Genomic DNA, 16,039 nt, shown 5'->3' on the forward strand with positions numbered 1-16,039 from the left:
ATTTGTTACGGGGCGAATTATACGAACAAATAATTACACAGTGTAACTACTATGAGGCAAAAACATTGATCTTTTATGACGTATGGCAATGCGAAATTCGGGCCAAATTCATATTTTTGTAATGCCTGAGGCTGATCTTGGCATTGAAAACCGGAGTTTGGCGCATGAATCGAGGCGCCGCTGTACAGAGACGACAGAAACAGGCATGTAACTTGCCTGCTCACAAAGAAGTAAATAAATAATGCCGAAATGGCTACCACCCCAGCACGGAGGCTGGCAAACAGGAAGCACTCTCCATGTCATTCACCACAACGGATACCGCGCAGTTCCCCCGAATCTCAGCAAGGCGCTCGCCCATGATCAGCCCAGTAACACTCCTTGCCGTCACTCTGACTCTCAGCGGCCTGGTTATCGCTGTACTCGACATTCGCTGGTCGCTACAGCTGGTCAGCCTGAGTTGTGTCTATTCTGGTGCACTGCTGGCCAGTCTGGGGCTCGTCGTGCATTTGATGCGCGGCCATCTGGCCTGGGCCGCCGAAGGCGGCATGTTACTGACGTTGGCAGTTCTGGTACTCTGCAGCCCTTTGCTGCCCGCCAACATGCAGGACTATCTCGAATATTTGATGCCTTGAGAGGGGCTCCCGGGAAGAGCTCTGGCTGAGTAGGGGAAAACGTGCACCAGCCGTTAGCCTCCACTGGCTTTGAGGCCGAGATACTCGGAAAGTACACGGGACATGGCTGCCAGTGAAAGCGGCTTGATAATCTGTCCGTCCATACCAGCGCGACGAATTGCGGAGGCCTGTTCGTCAACCGCATGGGCACTCAGGGCAAGGATCAAGCTCGCAGAGCGTCCTTCCCGCTGCTCAACCTGACGCATGGCTGCCGCGCTCCGAAAACCGTTCATCTCAGGCATATCCAGATCCATCAGCACCAGATCAAAAGGCTCCTCGCTGGCCTCAAATACCTCCAGGGCCTGCCTGCCGTTATTGGTCATTTCCACCTGTTCCACCCCCAGCTTCTCCAGATAACCACGGGTCACCAGCTGGTTAATGGGGTTGTCTTCAGCCACCAGCACATTCAACTGTGAAATGGACGCTACCGCTTCCTGACGGATCGGCGCCCCACCCACTGTTATGCCCCCGGAAAAGAGGTGGAGCAGCTCGTGAACGGTCAACACTGATCGCCTCAGCAAACGCACTTGCTCTGGTAACCAGTCCGGCACTTCACTGCGCATACCCAGCATCAAAATCACCGACGTTTCCGGGCTGCTCGCTTCCAGCCATGCCATAACCTCCCGCAACGCCTCACTGGAGGGCAGACCATTGATCAGCAAATGCCGGCCATACTTTTCCGGCATCTGGCCAAGGTCTGGCGCGGTTGGCAGGGAATGCACCTTTTGAAAACGCGCATCGTCACCAACCCAGTCAGCCAGATTACCCTGTACATCCCAGAGCAGGGACGAAGGCGCAGCCATTTCGGCCATGGGTAACGCGGCCTCATCCACGTGCAACTGAATGCTGAAACTGAATCTGGCGCCCCGCCCTGGTGCACTGTCTACCCGGATATCCCCGCCCATCAGGCTCACCAGCTCATGACTGATTGACAAACCCAAGCCGGTCCCGCCAAAACGGCGTGAGGTATCCGGTGAAGCCTGAGAGAAATGCTGGAACAGGCGAGACTGCTCTTCCTGACTCAAACCAATCCCCGTATCAGTGACCGCAAAGGTCAGCAGAGGATCCGCTCCCGGGGAGTACCGACAGCTCAGGGACAACACGACCCTGCCCCCACGGGTAAACTTCACCGCATTGGCAAGCAGGTTGATCAGCACCTGACGTAGCCGCACCTCATCCCCGACAACGGTAGACGGTGTGCCGGAGTCCACATCCAACAACACCAGCACGCCATTATCACTGGCGGAGAGCTGGAACATCTGGGCGCATTCCACCAGCACACCTGGCAGATCGAAGGGTTCGTTGACCAATTCCAGTTTGCCGGCTTCAATCTTGGCGAAATCCAGCACATCGTTAATCAGCGCGCTCAGGGTTCGCCCTGCACTGTCGATCAGGGCAATATACTCACGCTGCCGGGGGGAGGGGTCTGTTTCCCTCAGCAATTCCGCCAGCCCGATCACCCCATTCAGCGGTGTACGGATTTCATGGCTCATGCGGGCGAGAAACAGATCCTTGGCCTGACTTTCTGCACGGGCGCTAATGGCACGGGAATTATTGCGATAAACCATCATCCCAAGCCCCAGCACCAGCAGATAGACCAGCACCACCCCGGCAATCAGGAGGATGGTTTCATTGACCTTGTCTTCCCGGGAAGCCTCCAGCAACTTTTGCGCCAGCTCCATAAGCATGTCAGACATACCATCCAGCGACTGGATGGCGTGGCGACTGCGGTCGTAGGCCTGCTCCCAGGTAAGGGTGACTTGGGGTGCCAGAATCAGATCCTGTTCAGTCCAGTCGAGAAAATCCTGAATCTCCTGACGCACAAGTCGCCATTGCTGCTGTAGCTGCACCGCCCCGGTTCGCGCTGCCAGCGCCTTGATCTCCCCATCAATAATGGTCAATTCCCGTTGCAGCTGCTGCCAGGCACTCTCCATGCGGCGGGCATCGTTATCTCCCAGATAACCACCACGCAAGCTGACGTAAAGTGCCAGGGCCCGGATCAGGCCGATATTCTCTTCGCTCTTGCGAAAAGAACTGAGCGGCAGCGACAACACTTCATTGGGCTGCAGTCCGGGACCAATGGACATGTCGGAAATATAGAGAATGGTAGACAGCGTGCTCGCGACCCTGTCCGCCACCTGATTGACGTTATCAAAGGGACCAGATACATCCTCAATGGGGATGCCGGTCTTCACCGTTAACCCGGCCCAGCTCTCGCTGATCAGGCCGGCTTGATCGTTCAGGGCAGGCAGGTTACGTTCGCGCAGGGATTCAAGAAAAGCATGCATACGGCTTGCCGTGCGAGCACGACTGAGCTCATAGCGGGACAGGATTTCCGCATCTTGGGTATGAATGGCAACCGGAGCAAAATCCCGCATGTCTTGCAGCGGGCGCAGCGCAGCCAAGCCATTTTCAAACAACATCAGATCCTGGCGCATGCTCGCATTGGCTTCCAGAATCTGCATCCGGTGCTGCATAATCAGCGCCAGAGCAATCAGAAACGGAACCGTCACAATGGCAAACAACATCGCCATGGCCGTTCCCGTATGCAATCCATTATGTGATGGTCTTTCCATCGGCCAGTCCCGAAAAGGGCTACTATTCCATCTTGCCACTTAGCTGCGACACCAAGACACTGCATTCCTGATGACAACAATACCTTGCACCAGTCGACGCCCCAAAACTGTAAAAGTTTGCTATTTGTTGCTTATTACAGCCGGTCTCGCGCTCTCAGCCTGCCAAAACGCCCGGCAAACAGAGCGTGAAGCCGAGACGCACCACTACGCCAGGAAACTGCCACCGCTGACTGTGGAACAGTCCGACGGCAAAACCGTGCCTTACTCCATGCCAGCAAACCGCACAGATCTGTCGCGCTTCCAGCTTCCCCAGACCCTGTCCGGACTCAAACTTGACGGAGAAATTAGCTCGGATACCGCCCGAACCTTCCGTTACGTGGATGACTCCCGGCAGGAGAACCTGCAAATAATTCTCACCAACCTGCCGGCCGGCTGGGACACCATGGATCCCCAACGTGCTGTCGCCAGCTATTACAGTGAAGCCCGGCAACGGCGTGTCCAGAAGGCCCTGAGCAACCCGGCAAATGCGCTATCCATCCTCAGTGAGAATCTGATGGATCTCGAAGGCGAACCTGCCGCCCAGGCCCAGATGCGCTGGATCGAGCCCAACCGTCCCATCCAGAACCAGTCTCTGTTGATCACCCTGGTGGATGGAACCTTTATCCGCATCAGCAACGCCAGCTATCAGCAAAGCACCCGCTGGCTGCTACAACAGGCCAAACGCACCCTGGCGGAATTCAAGGCCGCACAAAACTAGCTTCAGGTTGCGACATCAGGCGGTGCTGTCCGTGCTGTACGCGCCCTGGTCGGCTCCGTGCGGCGATCTCATCAAGACAATGTAACGTGCCCGGGAACAGCAGAGAAACAGGAATTTTTCCAACTCACTCTATCCCGCTTGTCGCTCGCAGCCAAAGCCTCTGGCCTGTATATTTCTCTTTTACCCCGGACACTACACCTCATCTTTCGTCGCGGCTCCGGCGCTCCCCCCCATGACCGCCCGGCATTCGCGTTGCAGCTTGAGGCTCGCAGCCTGTCCCTCGTAGCTCACAACTCGAAGCCAGTAACTCATGACGACCCCCTCCTTTGCGCCCATCCGGCCCGCCAACCTGGACTGGCAAGACAGCACTCCCGTTGCCACAGATTATAATGATCCGTACTTCTCCAGGCAGGACGGCATGGCAGAAAGCCGTTATGTATTTCTTGAGGGGAACCGGCTCGCGGATCGATTCAGGACCATGGCGCCAGACCAGTATTTTGTCATTGGGGAAACAGGATTTGGTACCGGGCTAAACTGTCTGCTTGCTGCCCAGCTGTTTCTGGCACAAGCCCCAAAGGGCGCCCGGTTACATCTGGTCTCGGTGGAAAAACACCCACTCCGCCCAGAAGATCTGCAAACTGCCCTGGCCCACTGGCCAGAACTGGCGCCTCTGGCCGCTAGCCTTCTGGCCGAATATCCAGCGCCAGCACCTGGCCAGCACCGGCTGGAGCTTCACCCCGCCATCAGCCTGACCCTGCTCTACGGGGAAGCCGAGCAGCTCTGGCGGCTGTTCAACCATCCCATGGATGCCTGGTTTCTGGACGGCTTTGCTCCGGCATGCAACCCGGACATGTGGCAACCCGCCGTGTTCGCCGAGCTGGCACGCCTTAGCCGCCCCGGCACCACCCTGGCCACCTTCACTGCCGCCGGCTTTGTACGTCGCGGCTTGCAGGAAGCGGGCTTTCAAATGGAAAAACGCAACGGTTTTGGCCACAAGCGCCATATGCTCACCGGAACAATGAATACCGCCTCACCGGCCAGACAACAAGCCCGCCCCAGCATACTGGTGGTGGGCGCTGGCCTTGCCGGTGCCACCACGGCAAGGGCCCTGGCTGAGCGGGGCTGTCAGGTCACCGTCACAGACCCTGACGGCGTCGCCTCTCAGGCATCAGGCAACCTGGCCGGCGTGGTCTACAGCACCCCCAGCGCACACCTCACGCCCCAGAACCGTTTCTACCAGCAAAGCTACGACCATGCGCTTCGCTGGCTGAAACGGCATCAGTTCCCGGACCAACCTGATCAGGGACGTCTGAACGGAGTCATTCAGCACTTCGTGGATGACAAACAAAAAGACAAATTGAATCAGGCCATGGAAACCGGCGCCTGGCCGGAGGCACAACTCCGTGCCGCCGGCAATCAGGCGGTTGAACTGGTCGGTGGCGGTTATATTCAACCCGCAGTCTGGTGTCGGCAGCTTTTGGAACATCCGAACATCACCCTCATCCAGAGCACCGTCACCGGTGTTCAGGAAGGCAATCCCGCCATCGCCCATTGTGCTGACGGCCGCCACCTGTCCGCCGATGCCATTGTGCTGTGCACCGCCGGCAGCACCGCCAGGTTGCCGGGGCTGGAATGGCTGCCGCTCAAACATATTCGTGGACAAGTCAGTTACTGCCGCGCCACGGAAGCCTCCAGCCGCTGGGAGAAAGCGCGATGCCATGGCGGCTATCTGACACCGGCCTTGAGCGGACTGCATTGCGTTGGCGCCACCTTCAACCTGCACAATCCGGATCCTGCGCCCTGCGACAGTGATGATGCCGAGAACCTCGCCCAGCTGAAAAACTATCTGCCTGAGTACTGGCAGCAACTGGGTGGAGATCACATCGAGATCGTCGAGCGGCGCGTGGCTTTTCGCTGCCAGAGCATCGACTTTCTGCCGTTGTGCGGACCGTTGCCCGTGGCCGCGGAGAATCCTCACCGTAGCGCCGCCGGCATTTACCTGAACGTGGCCCACGGCAGCCGCGGCATCACCGGTACACCACTGTGTGCGGACCTCCTTGCCGATCTGATCTGTAACTCTCCGCTGCCCGTAGACCAACAACTGGTTGACGCCCTCGCCCCGGAACGGTTTATTGTCCGCAAACGACGCAAACAACCTGAGTGGAAACCATGAATCTTGTGAGCCTGCCGATTACTGCCATCTACGCCGCCCTCAGCGGCTTCCTGATCATTGCACTGGCCGCCAATGTGGTGCGCTTCCGTTTGGGCAAGCACGTCTCCCTGGGTGATGGCGGTCACAAGGACGGCAACCGCGCCATTCGGGCCCACGGCAACACCGTGGAATACGTGCCCATGGCCCTGATCCTGATGGCCCTGCTGGAACTTAACGGCGGTGGCGATACTGCCCTGCATATCTACGGACTGCTGCTCGTGGGTGGCCGCATCCTTTATGCCTACGGCCTACTGTTTCCGAAACCCAGCGCCAACCTGCCCCGCCAAATCGGTGTAGTCACCAGCTGGATTGTGATTGTGGCCACGGGTGTGCAGTTGCTGATCCTCTAAAGATAGCTGCGAGCTACCTGCTTCGAGCTACGAATCGCGCCAGAACTTGCCACGTTTTGAACGTCCGTACCCGCGTTCAACCCGTTGGCGCGGGCAGTGACGGGAAACAACTACACAGCTGTTCCGCGCCTCGCAGCTAGAAGCTCGCAGCTCATAGCTGGTTTTTGCGCTATTCACTATTCACTGTTAACTATTAATTGGTCTTTATGCCTCTCATCGTTCCCTGGAAAGACATTCCCGCCGACACACTCGACAACCTTATCGAGGAATTCGTCACCCGTGACGGTACCGACTACGGCGACACCGAAATTGCCACCAGCACGAAGGTCGAGCAGGTTCGTCGTCAGCTGAAAACAGGTGACGCCTTTGTGGTGTTTGATGAAGCGACGGAGAGCGTCTCGGTGATGGGGAAAGAGCAGGCGGATGAAGCAATTAATAGTTAATAATGAATAATTAATAGTTGCGCGAGCAGCATTTGATTTGATCTTAAAGCAATGAGGCCGCGCCCAGAGTCTGGGCGCGGCCTCATGCGTTTCAAAACATGAAGAACCGTCTCGCGACGTTATTAATTATTCATTATTAACTATTAATTGCCTCACGAAATCGCCCCCTCCCGCGCCCACTCACACCGCACTCTCAGGGGCATATCGGAAGGTTCGTGGTATACGTCAGCGCTGTCCCAGACAAAGGTATGGAAGCCGGACAGTTCGGTTTCCAGATGCACCACGGCGTTCACCCAGTACATGTTCTTGAGCAGGGACTCGAACTTGGCAATCCAGTGTTCCCACTCGTATTCCACCGCGCGGTAGGACATGCCGAAATGAATCACCTGGGTCTGGAAGGTGCCGCCCATGAGGTCGTCCCCGGGCACGGAAAACATTTCCCGGCACAGAAACGGCCACTCATCTGCCTGAGGCAGCTGGCGAATGGCTTTGCGGTTCTGGAAACAGCTCGCCTTGCGCTCCTGAATGGAGCCGAACGGCAAATGTTTGATACAACCGTAAACGATGGATTCGTTATCCAAGAAACACCTTAACTGCAGAAGCTAATTTCAAGTTGCGAGATGCAACGCGATAAAGGTTTTGCCTAACCTACCAAGTTTGGCGCTTCGATTCACCGGTTTGTTTGGCACCCCCCCTTCACTTCGCCAGGGGTCGGATCGCCTGCAGGCATAAATCGTAAGGCTTTTCTGCGCGCCTGCTTTTGTGGGAGCTTGCCTGCAAGCGATCCGGGCGCAGCGAGGCGACCGAAGGGAGTTGATAGAAATGCGGCTTTGGAATCCTTACCTCGCTTAGGCTCGGATCGCGAGCAGGCTCGCTCCTACAGCAGCTTCGTAGCGATTTTTGGTGGTTCTTTTTGAACTTTCAACTTTGAACTCAGCCCCTGCCACAACCCCGCATCTGCTGCTGATACTGGTTCGCCATCTGCGCGGTGCGCTGGGCTGCGCCTTTCATCCACTGGTTATTCTTCCAGGTGCCGCGGGCATAACCGCCATGACCGGCATAGTAATTGAGATAGAGGTTGTAGGTATCGTTGCGGGCAACGCCGTTTTTCTTGTAGCTCTGGTAGTGATACCAACCCACAAATTGCACAGCATCCTTGAAGTCATCGCGGTCCGCGCCTCGGCGCCCAGTAACGTCCTTGTAGTGATCCCAAGTGGAATCCAGCGCTTGAGGATAACCGTAAGCTGTAGAAGGACGCTTCCAGGGTATAAAGCCCAGCAACTTGGTTCTCGGCGGCTTGGCCTTGGCGTTAAACCCGGATTCCTTGTAGATGGTAGCCATCAACACCGGTACCGGCACACCGTATTCCTTCTCGGTGTTCTTGGCGTATTTGTACCAGTTGTTGAACCAACCACCTCGCTGGTCAAACACCGAACAGACATTGTCGGTATTGGTAGGCGTACCGGCACAACCACTCAGTATCCCTACCAGCAACAACAACATCAGGCGGATTTTCATAATGCTCCCGGGTCAATACCGTGTTCTTCAAACAACGACACCAGCGCGGCCTCATCACAAACCTCAACCCCGAGGGACTCCGCCTTGGCGAGCTTGGAACCGGCAGCCGCACCGGCGGCGACCATGGTAGTGTTTTTTGACACCGACCCGGCCACCTTGGCTCCCAGTTGCTGCAGCGCCTTCTTGGCCTGATCCCGGGTGAACTGCTCCAATGTGCCGGTCAGTACCCAGGTTTGGCCTTCCAGTGGCTTGCTCTCGGTCTGTGCCGGAGCGCGAGCCTGCAGGTCCGCAGCCATGGCCTCGGCCTGCTCCAGCTGCGCCTGCCAGCCATTCTCAGCCAGCGCCTTGCGCAACTGCAGCATCACACCGGAACGTACCCCCTTGGGTTCCGCTCCGGCCCCTTCGGCGGCGCCGGCGACCAGTGCCGCCACGGTCTTGTAATGACTCGCCAGCGTCTCCAGGGACTTGTCACCAATGCCTTCCAGATCCATGCCCAGACGCTTGGCCGACTTGAGCAGATGCGCCAGAGTCAGGGTACCTGCAAATGCCGCAGAGGGCTCGCCACTGGACTGGGGCGACACCCCTTCCGTCAGCAAACCGTCAATCACCGTCTCGTTATCCGCTTCGGCAAAAAATGCGCCGATGGCCTTGGCCACCTCCATACCCACGTCCGGCACCGCCAGCAACAACATGGGCGGCGCACGGCGAATCGTTTCCAGATCGCCAAAACAATCCGCCAGATTCTTGGCCGTCTCTTCACCAATCTGCAGGATGCCCAACGCAAAGAGGAATCGGCCAAGGGAGACCTTTTTCGAGGCTTCCAGCGCGGCAATCAGATTATCCGCCGACTTCTCGCCCATTCGCTCCAGGCCCGCCACCTGCTCCGCTTTCAAACGGTAGAGGTCGGCGATGGTGGCAATAAGTTCCTGATCCACCAGCGCATCCACCAGCTTGTCGCCCAGGCCATCAATATCCATGGCCCGCCGGGAAGCAAAATGCTTGATCGCTTCGCGCTGCTGGGCGCCACAGATCAGACCACCGGTACAGCGGGCCACCACCTCCCCGTCACCACGGAGAATATCGCTGCCACAGACGGGACAGTGAGACGGCAGGGAAATCGTTTCGGTATTGTCAGGGCGGCGCTCGGGAATGGCCCGCACCACTTTGGGAATCACATCCCCGGCGCGGTACACCACCACAGTATCGCCGACACGAATATCAAGACGCTGGATTTCATCAATGTTGTGCAACGTGGCATTACTGACGGTGACCCCGCCCACGGACACCGGTTCGAGGCGAGCCACTGGTGTCAGCGCCCCGGTACGGCCCACCTGCCAGTCCACGCCGTTCAGTACGGTGAGCTCTTCCTGAGCCGGAAACTTGTGGGCGGTGGCCCAGCGCGGCGCACGGCTGACAAAACCCAGATCCCGTTGCCAGTCGAAGCGGTCCACTTTGTAGACCACGCCATCGATGTCGTAATCCAGGTTGTCGCGCTTGTCGAGAATGCCGTGATAGAACGTCAGCAGCTCGTCCACGCCCTTGCAGACCCGCACCTCCGGGTTCACCCGCAGGCCCCAGCCACGCAACATATCGAGCATGCCGGAATGGGTCGCCGGCTCTTCCACGCCTTCCAGCTGCGCCATGGAGTAGGCATAAAACTCCAGCGGCCGCTCGGCCGTGATCCGCGAATCCAGCTGGCGCAGGCTGCCTGCCGCGGCATTACGCGGGTTGGCAAACACCTTCTGCCCCGCCGCTTCCTGGCGTTCATTCAATCGGTCGAAACCGGCATGGGGCATCACCACTTCACCGCGCACTTCCAGCCGGGCCGGAATCGCATCACCTCGCAGGGTAAGTGGCACCGAACGGATGGTGCGCGCATTGCTGGTGATATTTTCCCCGGTCTGGCCGTCCCCGCGAGTGGCCGCACGCACCAGCTCCCCGTTTTCATACAGCAGGGAAATCGCCAGGCCATCCAGCTTGGGCTCGGCCACGTAATCAATCTCACCCTCCACATCCAGGCGCTCGTGAATACGCTTGTCGAAGGCTCGCAGCTCATCATCCTCGAACACATTATCAAGGCTGAGCATGGGCACTTCGTGCTGCACCTGATCAAAGGCATCCAGCGGCACATCCCCCACCCGCTGCGTCGGCGAATCCGCCGTCACCAGCTCGGGGTTGGCCTCCTCCAATGCCTTCAGCTCCCGATAAAGGCGGTCATATTCCGCATCAGGAACCGCAGGATCATCAAGCACATAGTAGCGGTAGGACCAGTCATTGAGCTGGTCGCGGAGGGATTGGGCTTTTTGGGAAAGGTCGTTGTTATTAGGCACGTTTTGAGGGCAATTAATAGTTAATAATGAATAGTTAATAACGAAACCCTGAGGCTTCGCCCGTAGGGCGGAAATCGGCGAAAGCCGATCTCCGCCAAAAAAACGGCGGAGATTGCCACCGCAATTTCCGCCCTACGTTTTTGATCTTACTCGTAGCTGAAAGCTCGAAGCTCGCAGCTGCCTTTAAGCACTCGGCACCCGCTGTCGCCGCTCGAACTCCTGAACCCGCTGACGCAGGTGTTCCATGGTCTGAGGGGTCAGCACACTGTGCTGCTCGTCTTTCAGCTCGCCATTCAGCTCGCTGGCAAGACGCTTGCAAATGGATAGCATCTTGTCGAGAGAACCGATGGCGTCAGTCGGCCCCGGCAGCTTCATGAAGAAGGTCACGCCGGCAAAGGTTTTCTCTTCCATGGTGTCCAGATCGAAAGTGCCAGGCTCTACCGCATTGGCCATGGAGAACTGCAACTGATCCGCCCCATTCACTTTCACATGGCGGTGGAAAATATTCATCTGGCCGTAGCGCAGACCGGATTCCAGCAGCATGCGCAGCAACTCTCCACCATCAAAAGGCTCACCCCGACGGGCGATCAGGTGAACCACAATGACTTCCAGCACCGGTTGCGGCTCGCGAGGACGCTCAGGCTTGCGTGCGGCAGGCTGCGGTTCTACACGCGGGGCCGGTTCGGGTTCAGGCTCAGGTTCGGGCTGCGCTTCGGCGCGGGGTGGCGCCGCCGGTTCGGCAGGCGGCTCATCACCCTGTGATGCATCATCCCCGGCAAACAGGCTCTGTTGCTCAACCGCACGGGCCTCACTGACAGCCTCATCAGGCTCCATCATGGTTGGCGGCAGCACATCCGGCTCGGCGCTGTCAGGCTCATCAGCATAGACCGGCGCATCGCCACGACGCACCACCCGCGCAGCCCCGATGAGCTCCGGGTGGTAATCGTCCTTTTCCTCTTCCTCCGGTGCATCCCGGAAGCGTGGATCGATGCGCATCCGCAGCCGCCCCTGGCGTTCGCGGAACATACGCCGCAACCCATCCGCCAGGATCAGCAGAATCAGGATTACCAGAATTCCAATCAGTGTTTCCAGGTTCAGGCCCATTGCCTCTTCTTCCTTGCTTACGCTGACAGGCCGCTCGCCGGCGGCACCCCATCATTCCCGCTTGAAATTGGTTTACATGGCCGCCATTTCGGCGGCCTCTTCCACATCCACGGCAACCAGTCGAGATACGCCCGGCTCGTGCATGGTAACCCCCATCAGGGTAGCAGCCATCTCCATCGCAATCTTGTTATGTGTGATGTAGATAAACTGCACTTTTGCAGACATTTCCGACACCAGGTTACAAAAACGCCCCACGTTGGCGTCATCCAGCGGCGCATCCACCTCATCCAGCAAACAGAACGGGGCCGGGTTGAGCTGGAAGATACTGAACACCAGTGACAGGGCCGTCAGCGCCTTTTCCCCACCAGAAAGCAGGTGGATGGTGCTGTTGCGCTTGCCCGGAGGACGCGCCATGATCGCCACGCCGGTATCCAGCAGATCCTCGCCGGTAAGCTCCAGGTAGGCATGGCCGCCACCGAATACCTTCGGGAACAGCTCCTGCAGACCGCGATTGATGCGATCGAAATATTCCTTGAAGCGTGACCGGGTTTCCCGGTCGATCTTGCGAATAGCGTTTTCCAGTGTCTTCAACGCATCCTCAAGATCCTCGTTCTGACTGTCCAGATAGGTCTTGCGTTCCGACTGTTGCTCATACTCATCGATGGCTGCCAGGTTGATCTGGCCAAGTCGGGAGATCCGCTGGCCGATCAGGTCCATCTCCTGCCCCCACTCCTGCTCGTTGGCTTCTTCGGGCAGGTTATCGAGGATGGTTTTCAGATCGAAATTCAGTTCTGACAGCTGCTCAGCCACCGTCTGACGTCGGGTGCTCAGATCCTGCCACTGCATGCGCTTCTGATCCATGGCGCTGCGAATTTCCTGGGCCTGACGCTCGAACTGGCCTCGCTGCCCCTCCAGATTACGCATCTCGTGGTCCACCGCTTCCAGCTCACGGCGGGCCTCGGTGAGCTTGTGCTCCGCTTCCAGACGCACTTCCAGTTTCTCTTCCAGCTGCTCTTGCAACTCAGTGCCAGGTTCATCCCCTTCCCGGGTCTGTTCCTCCAGCAGCGCCTTGCGCTCGGCCATGGCCTGAACCTGGGCTTCCAGACGGGACAGGTTCTGACGCAGGGAATCTGCCTGGGTTCTGGCCCCCTGCACTTCCATGGCGATCTGATGGGACTGGTCACGGTCGTGACGGGCCTTCTGGCGGGATTCATCCAGCCGCAGACGCAGTTCATCACGACGGGACAGCAGCTCCTCACGTTGCCCGCTGTCGGCTTCCATGAGGTCCAGCGCCTCCGCCAGCACCGCACGGGCCTCTTTCATCTGTTCTTCTTCCTGCGACAGCTGCTCGCCGGTTTCTTCCATTTCCTTGCCGAGACGCTCGCGACGCATGGTGATCTGTTCCAGGCGCACCTGACGGGCGCTGACCTGGGCATTAATCTCACCCAGATCCCGGTTCAGGCGAGCCGCCTGCCGCTGCACCTCTTCGCGCTCCTCTTCCAGCTCACCGATCTGCTCACGGGTGCTTTCCAGCTGCTCCTTGAGTTCATCCACAGTGACCTGAAGGGTGTCGATCTCGTCTTCCAGGCTTTCCAGCTCCCGGCGGCGCTCAAGAATACCGGCTTCCTGATCCTGCTCTTTGGAAACTTTCAGCCAATCCGGCCCCAGCCAGATACCGTCACGGGTGACCACGGATTCGTGAGCGGCCAACTGGCCACGCAGGGTCAGGGCAGCATCCAGATTGTCCGCCACATAAACGCCTGCCAGCAGCCCTTCCGGGGCCTGACCGTCTACCTTGTCGCGGAGTAAATCAGCCAGACTCCCCTCGCCCTTCACGGATGCCGGCCCGACCAGTGTCAATCGACCGTGGTCCAGATCGCCAAGCCAGTCGCTGACCTGGTCCAGACCGCTAAGTGCCACCGCCTGAATGGCGTCGCCCAGCACCGCTTCCAGGGCTTTTTCCCAGCCCTCGGCCACCTGCACCTGATCTGCCAGACGCGGCTCATCGTCCAGTTCATGGCGGTTGAGCCAGTCACTGACAGCGCCATCGTCGCCCATGGCCGCTTTTTGCAAGGCTTCCAGCGACGTGCGACGGCCTTTCAGGGTCTGCAGCTTCTCGCGGGCCTCTTCCAGCTGGCGGCCGCGGTCGCCGTTCTCACGGCGCATCTGGTTAATTTCTTCCTGCAGGGACTCGCTGCGTAGCTCGCTTTCTTCACTCTGGGCGCGGAACTGCTCCACCTGCTCTTCCAGCTGACGCATTTCCTGGGCCAGCGGCCCCGCGTCCAGGGATTCCTGTTCCTTCTTGAGGCGCTCAATCCGGTCATTGAGCCGCTCCTGGGATTTCTCCAGATGCTGGATACGGGATTGCTCCACCTCGGCCTGACGACGGGACTCACCGGACTTGCTGTTGAATTCTTCCCATTCCTGCTGCCAGCCCTGCATGGCTTCTTCTGCCATGGCCAAGGCCTCATTAGAGGCTTCCTGCTGCTCGCTGAGCAGCTCAAGCTCCGGCTCACGGTCGGCCAGAATGGCATCCAGTTCGGCCACCTTCTCGGTGTCCATCTTCAGGTGTTCATCAGACTCGCGGAAGCTGGCGTTGATCTGGTCCAGCTCTTCGTACAGCTGCTGCTTGCGCTCACGCTGGTTCTGGATGTTCTGTTCCAGGCGGGCCACTTCGGCACCCAGGGCGTAAAAGTGCTGCTGCACCCCATTGAAGTGCTCCTGCACCTCGTGATGTTTCTCGCGCAGGCGCTCCACTTCCGCATCCACATGGCGCTGCTCCGCCACTTTCGCTTCCATGGACACGTCCAGCTCGCCGATCACGTGGTCCAGCTGCTTCACCTGGGTATCCAGGCCTTTCCAGCGCAAGGCCTTGAGTTGCGCCCCTTTCAGGCGCTCCTCTTCCTTCAGCTGCTTGTATTTTTCCGCAGCACTGGCCTGACGGCTCAAGCGCTCCAGCTGGCGCCCCAGCTCATCACGGATATCGGTGAGACGCTCCAGGTTCTCGCGGGTACGGCGGATACGGTTCTCGGTCTCACGGCGCCGTGCCTTGTACTTGGAGATGCCGGCGGCTTCTTCAATGTAGACCCGCAGCTCTTCCGGCTTGGCCTCGATCAAGCGGGAGATCATCCCCTGCTCGATGATTGCGTAGCTGCGCGGGCCAAGGCCGGTACCCAGGAAGATGTCGGCAATGTCCTTGCGGCGGCACTTGGTGCCGTTGAGGAAGTAGTTGGACTGGCCGTCCCGGGTCACCTGACGCTTGACAGAAATTTCGTTGAACTTGCCGTATTCGCCAGTGACGGTGGCGTCGGAGTTGTCGAACACCAGTTCAATGGAGGCCTGGGCCACCGGCTTGCGGGCGTTGGAACCATTGAAGATCACGTCCGCCATGGACTCACCACGCAGGTGCTTGGCAGAGGATTCGCCCATTACCCAGCGAACCGCATCAATGATATTGGACTTCCCACACCCGTTGGGCCCCACCACCGCGGTGAGGTTTTCCGGGAAATTGGTGGTGGTAGGGTCCACAAAGGATTTGAACCCGGCCAGTTTTATGGATTTCAGTCGCATAGTGTCTGCTTAAACTCGGGCCAGCTGGCCAAAAATTGGGCGAAAACAACCATTTCCGCCGCCCACGGATGCCATTACGGCGCACCGCGGGCATTAAAAGGGGTAAGTCTAGCGACAACCGCAGTCGAATTCATCAGGCGAGATACCGATAAAGCCGCAACAGGCTTCACGCAGCACGCAACATGCCAAAAACCGGCGGCGGTTTTACCGGAATTTGATGATTTCGGGGTCCTGCCCGGCCTTAACGCTGCCCCTTGGTCTTGCGGAAGCGGTGGTTCCACCGCAAAGGTGAGGAAGCGAGTTACGAGTCACGAGTTTCGTAAGGCAAACACCACCGGTGGCAGGTTTTTGGGTTTCGAAACTCACTTCTCGTGACTCGTAACTCTCCTTTTCCTCGTCAGGACTCGGATTCGCACCTCAAGAGGAGCTCCTACAGCAGCTCCGACCTCCGCCCAGAGGTCACTGTAGGAGTTCCTCTCGAGGGACGAACCGCGCGCAGCGCGTCGAC

Annotated in this window: 11 protein-coding genes; 5 read left to right on the forward strand and 6 right to left on the reverse strand. The window is 58.4% G+C overall.

Going from position 1 to position 16,039, the window contains the following annotated elements:
• Positions 1–356 precede the first annotated feature (356 nt).
• Complete coding sequence (locus tag GQF00_RS04340; protein WP_161317893.1) at positions 357–632, forward strand: hypothetical protein; 276 nt, start codon at positions 357–359, stop codon at positions 630–632.
• A 53-nt stretch (positions 633–685) separates the two neighbouring features.
• Here GQF00_RS04340 and GQF00_RS04345 read toward each other — a convergent pair whose 3' ends face one another.
• Positions 686–3,205: an ATP-binding protein gene (locus GQF00_RS04345; protein ID WP_237440374.1), complete on the reverse strand. Its 2,520-nt coding sequence runs from the start codon at positions 3,203–3,205 to the stop codon at positions 686–688.
• A gap of 166 nt (positions 3,206–3,371) precedes the next feature.
• On the opposite strand from GQF00_RS04345, the gene GQF00_RS04350 reads away from it, so the two are divergent.
• The 4 genes from GQF00_RS04350 (at position 3,372) to GQF00_RS04365 (ending at position 7,009) form a co-directional block, all read left to right on the forward strand.
• Positions 3,372–4,004: a hypothetical protein gene (locus tag GQF00_RS04350; RefSeq protein WP_202560339.1), complete on the forward strand. Its 633-nt coding sequence runs from the start codon at positions 3,372–3,374 to the stop codon at positions 4,002–4,004.
• A gap of 310 nt (positions 4,005–4,314) precedes the next feature.
• A complete protein-coding gene (mnmC, locus tag GQF00_RS04355; RefSeq protein ID WP_161317894.1) occupies positions 4,315–6,177 on the forward strand; it encodes a bifunctional tRNA (5-methylaminomethyl-2-thiouridine)(34)-methyltransferase MnmD/FAD-dependent 5-carboxymethylaminomethyl-2-thiouridine(34) oxidoreductase MnmC in 1,863 nt (620 codons plus the stop codon).
• Entirely contained in the window at positions 6,174–6,566 is a 393-nt protein-coding gene (locus GQF00_RS04360) for an MAPEG family protein (RefSeq protein WP_161317895.1), read from the forward strand. The genes mnmC and GQF00_RS04360 overlap by 4 nt, the downstream gene beginning before the upstream one ends.
• Before the next feature lie 206 nt (positions 6,567–6,772).
• The gene (locus GQF00_RS04365; protein WP_161317896.1) at positions 6,773–7,009 is read left to right on the forward strand and encodes a YheU family protein; all 237 of its coding nucleotides are present in this window, start codon (positions 6,773–6,775) and stop codon (positions 7,007–7,009) included.
• 152 nt (positions 7,010–7,161) lie between these two features.
• Here GQF00_RS04365 and GQF00_RS04370 read toward each other — a convergent pair whose 3' ends face one another.
• The 5 genes from GQF00_RS04370 to smc form a co-directional block, all read right to left on the reverse strand.
• The gene (locus tag GQF00_RS04370) at positions 7,162–7,590 is read right to left on the reverse strand and encodes a hypothetical protein (RefSeq protein WP_161317897.1); all 429 of its coding nucleotides are present in this window, start codon (positions 7,588–7,590) and stop codon (positions 7,162–7,164) included.
• A 352-nt stretch (positions 7,591–7,942) separates the two neighbouring features.
• Positions 7,943–8,527 carry a transglycosylase SLT domain-containing protein gene (locus tag GQF00_RS04375; RefSeq protein WP_035234563.1) on the reverse strand — a complete coding sequence of 195 codons (585 nt, stop codon included), beginning with the start codon at positions 8,525–8,527 and terminating at the stop codon, positions 7,943–7,945.
• Positions 8,524–10,857 carry an NAD-dependent DNA ligase LigA gene (ligA, locus tag GQF00_RS04380; protein ID WP_161317898.1) on the reverse strand — a complete coding sequence of 778 codons (2,334 nt, stop codon included), beginning with the start codon at positions 10,855–10,857 and terminating at the stop codon, positions 8,524–8,526. Before ligA ends, GQF00_RS04375 begins: the two co-directional genes overlap by 4 nt.
• Positions 10,858–11,040: 183 nt before the next feature.
• Complete coding sequence (zipA, locus tag GQF00_RS04385; RefSeq protein ID WP_161317899.1) at positions 11,041–11,961, reverse strand: cell division protein ZipA; 921 nt, start codon at positions 11,959–11,961, stop codon at positions 11,041–11,043.
• Between the two features lie 72 nt (positions 11,962–12,033).
• On the reverse strand, positions 12,034–15,531 hold the full coding sequence (gene smc / locus GQF00_RS04390; RefSeq protein ID WP_161317900.1) for a chromosome segregation protein SMC: 3,498 nt from the start codon (positions 15,529–15,531) through the stop codon (positions 12,034–12,036).
• Positions 15,532–16,039: the final 508 nt, after the last annotated feature.

Source organism: Alcanivorax sp. DP30 (assembly GCF_009882945.1).
Classification (GTDB): Bacteria; Pseudomonadota; Gammaproteobacteria; order Pseudomonadales; family Alcanivoracaceae; genus Alcanivorax.

Coding starts and splice junctions, on each gene's coding strand:
- zipA (WP_161317899.1), bottom strand. CDS start 11,961: ATGGGCCTGAACCTGGAAACACTGATTGGAATTCTGGTAATCCTGATT.
- GQF00_RS04365 (WP_161317896.1), top strand. CDS start 6,773: ATGCCTCTCATCGTTCCCTGGAAAGACATTCCCGCCGACACACTCGAC.
- GQF00_RS04340 (WP_161317893.1), top strand. CDS start 357: ATGATCAGCCCAGTAACACTCCTTGCCGTCACTCTGACTCTCAGCGGC.
- GQF00_RS04375 (WP_035234563.1), bottom strand. CDS start 8,527: ATGAAAATCCGCCTGATGTTGTTGTTGCTGGTAGGGATACTGAGTGGT.
- smc (WP_161317900.1), bottom strand. CDS start 15,531: ATGCGACTGAAATCCATAAAACTGGCCGGGTTCAAATCCTTTGTGGAC.
- mnmC (WP_161317894.1), top strand. CDS start 4,315: ATGACGACCCCCTCCTTTGCGCCCATCCGGCCCGCCAACCTGGACTGG.
- GQF00_RS04360 (WP_161317895.1), top strand. CDS start 6,174: ATGAATCTTGTGAGCCTGCCGATTACTGCCATCTACGCCGCCCTCAGC.
- GQF00_RS04345 (WP_237440374.1), bottom strand. CDS start 3,205: ATGGCGATGTTGTTTGCCATTGTGACGGTTCCGTTTCTGATTGCTCTG.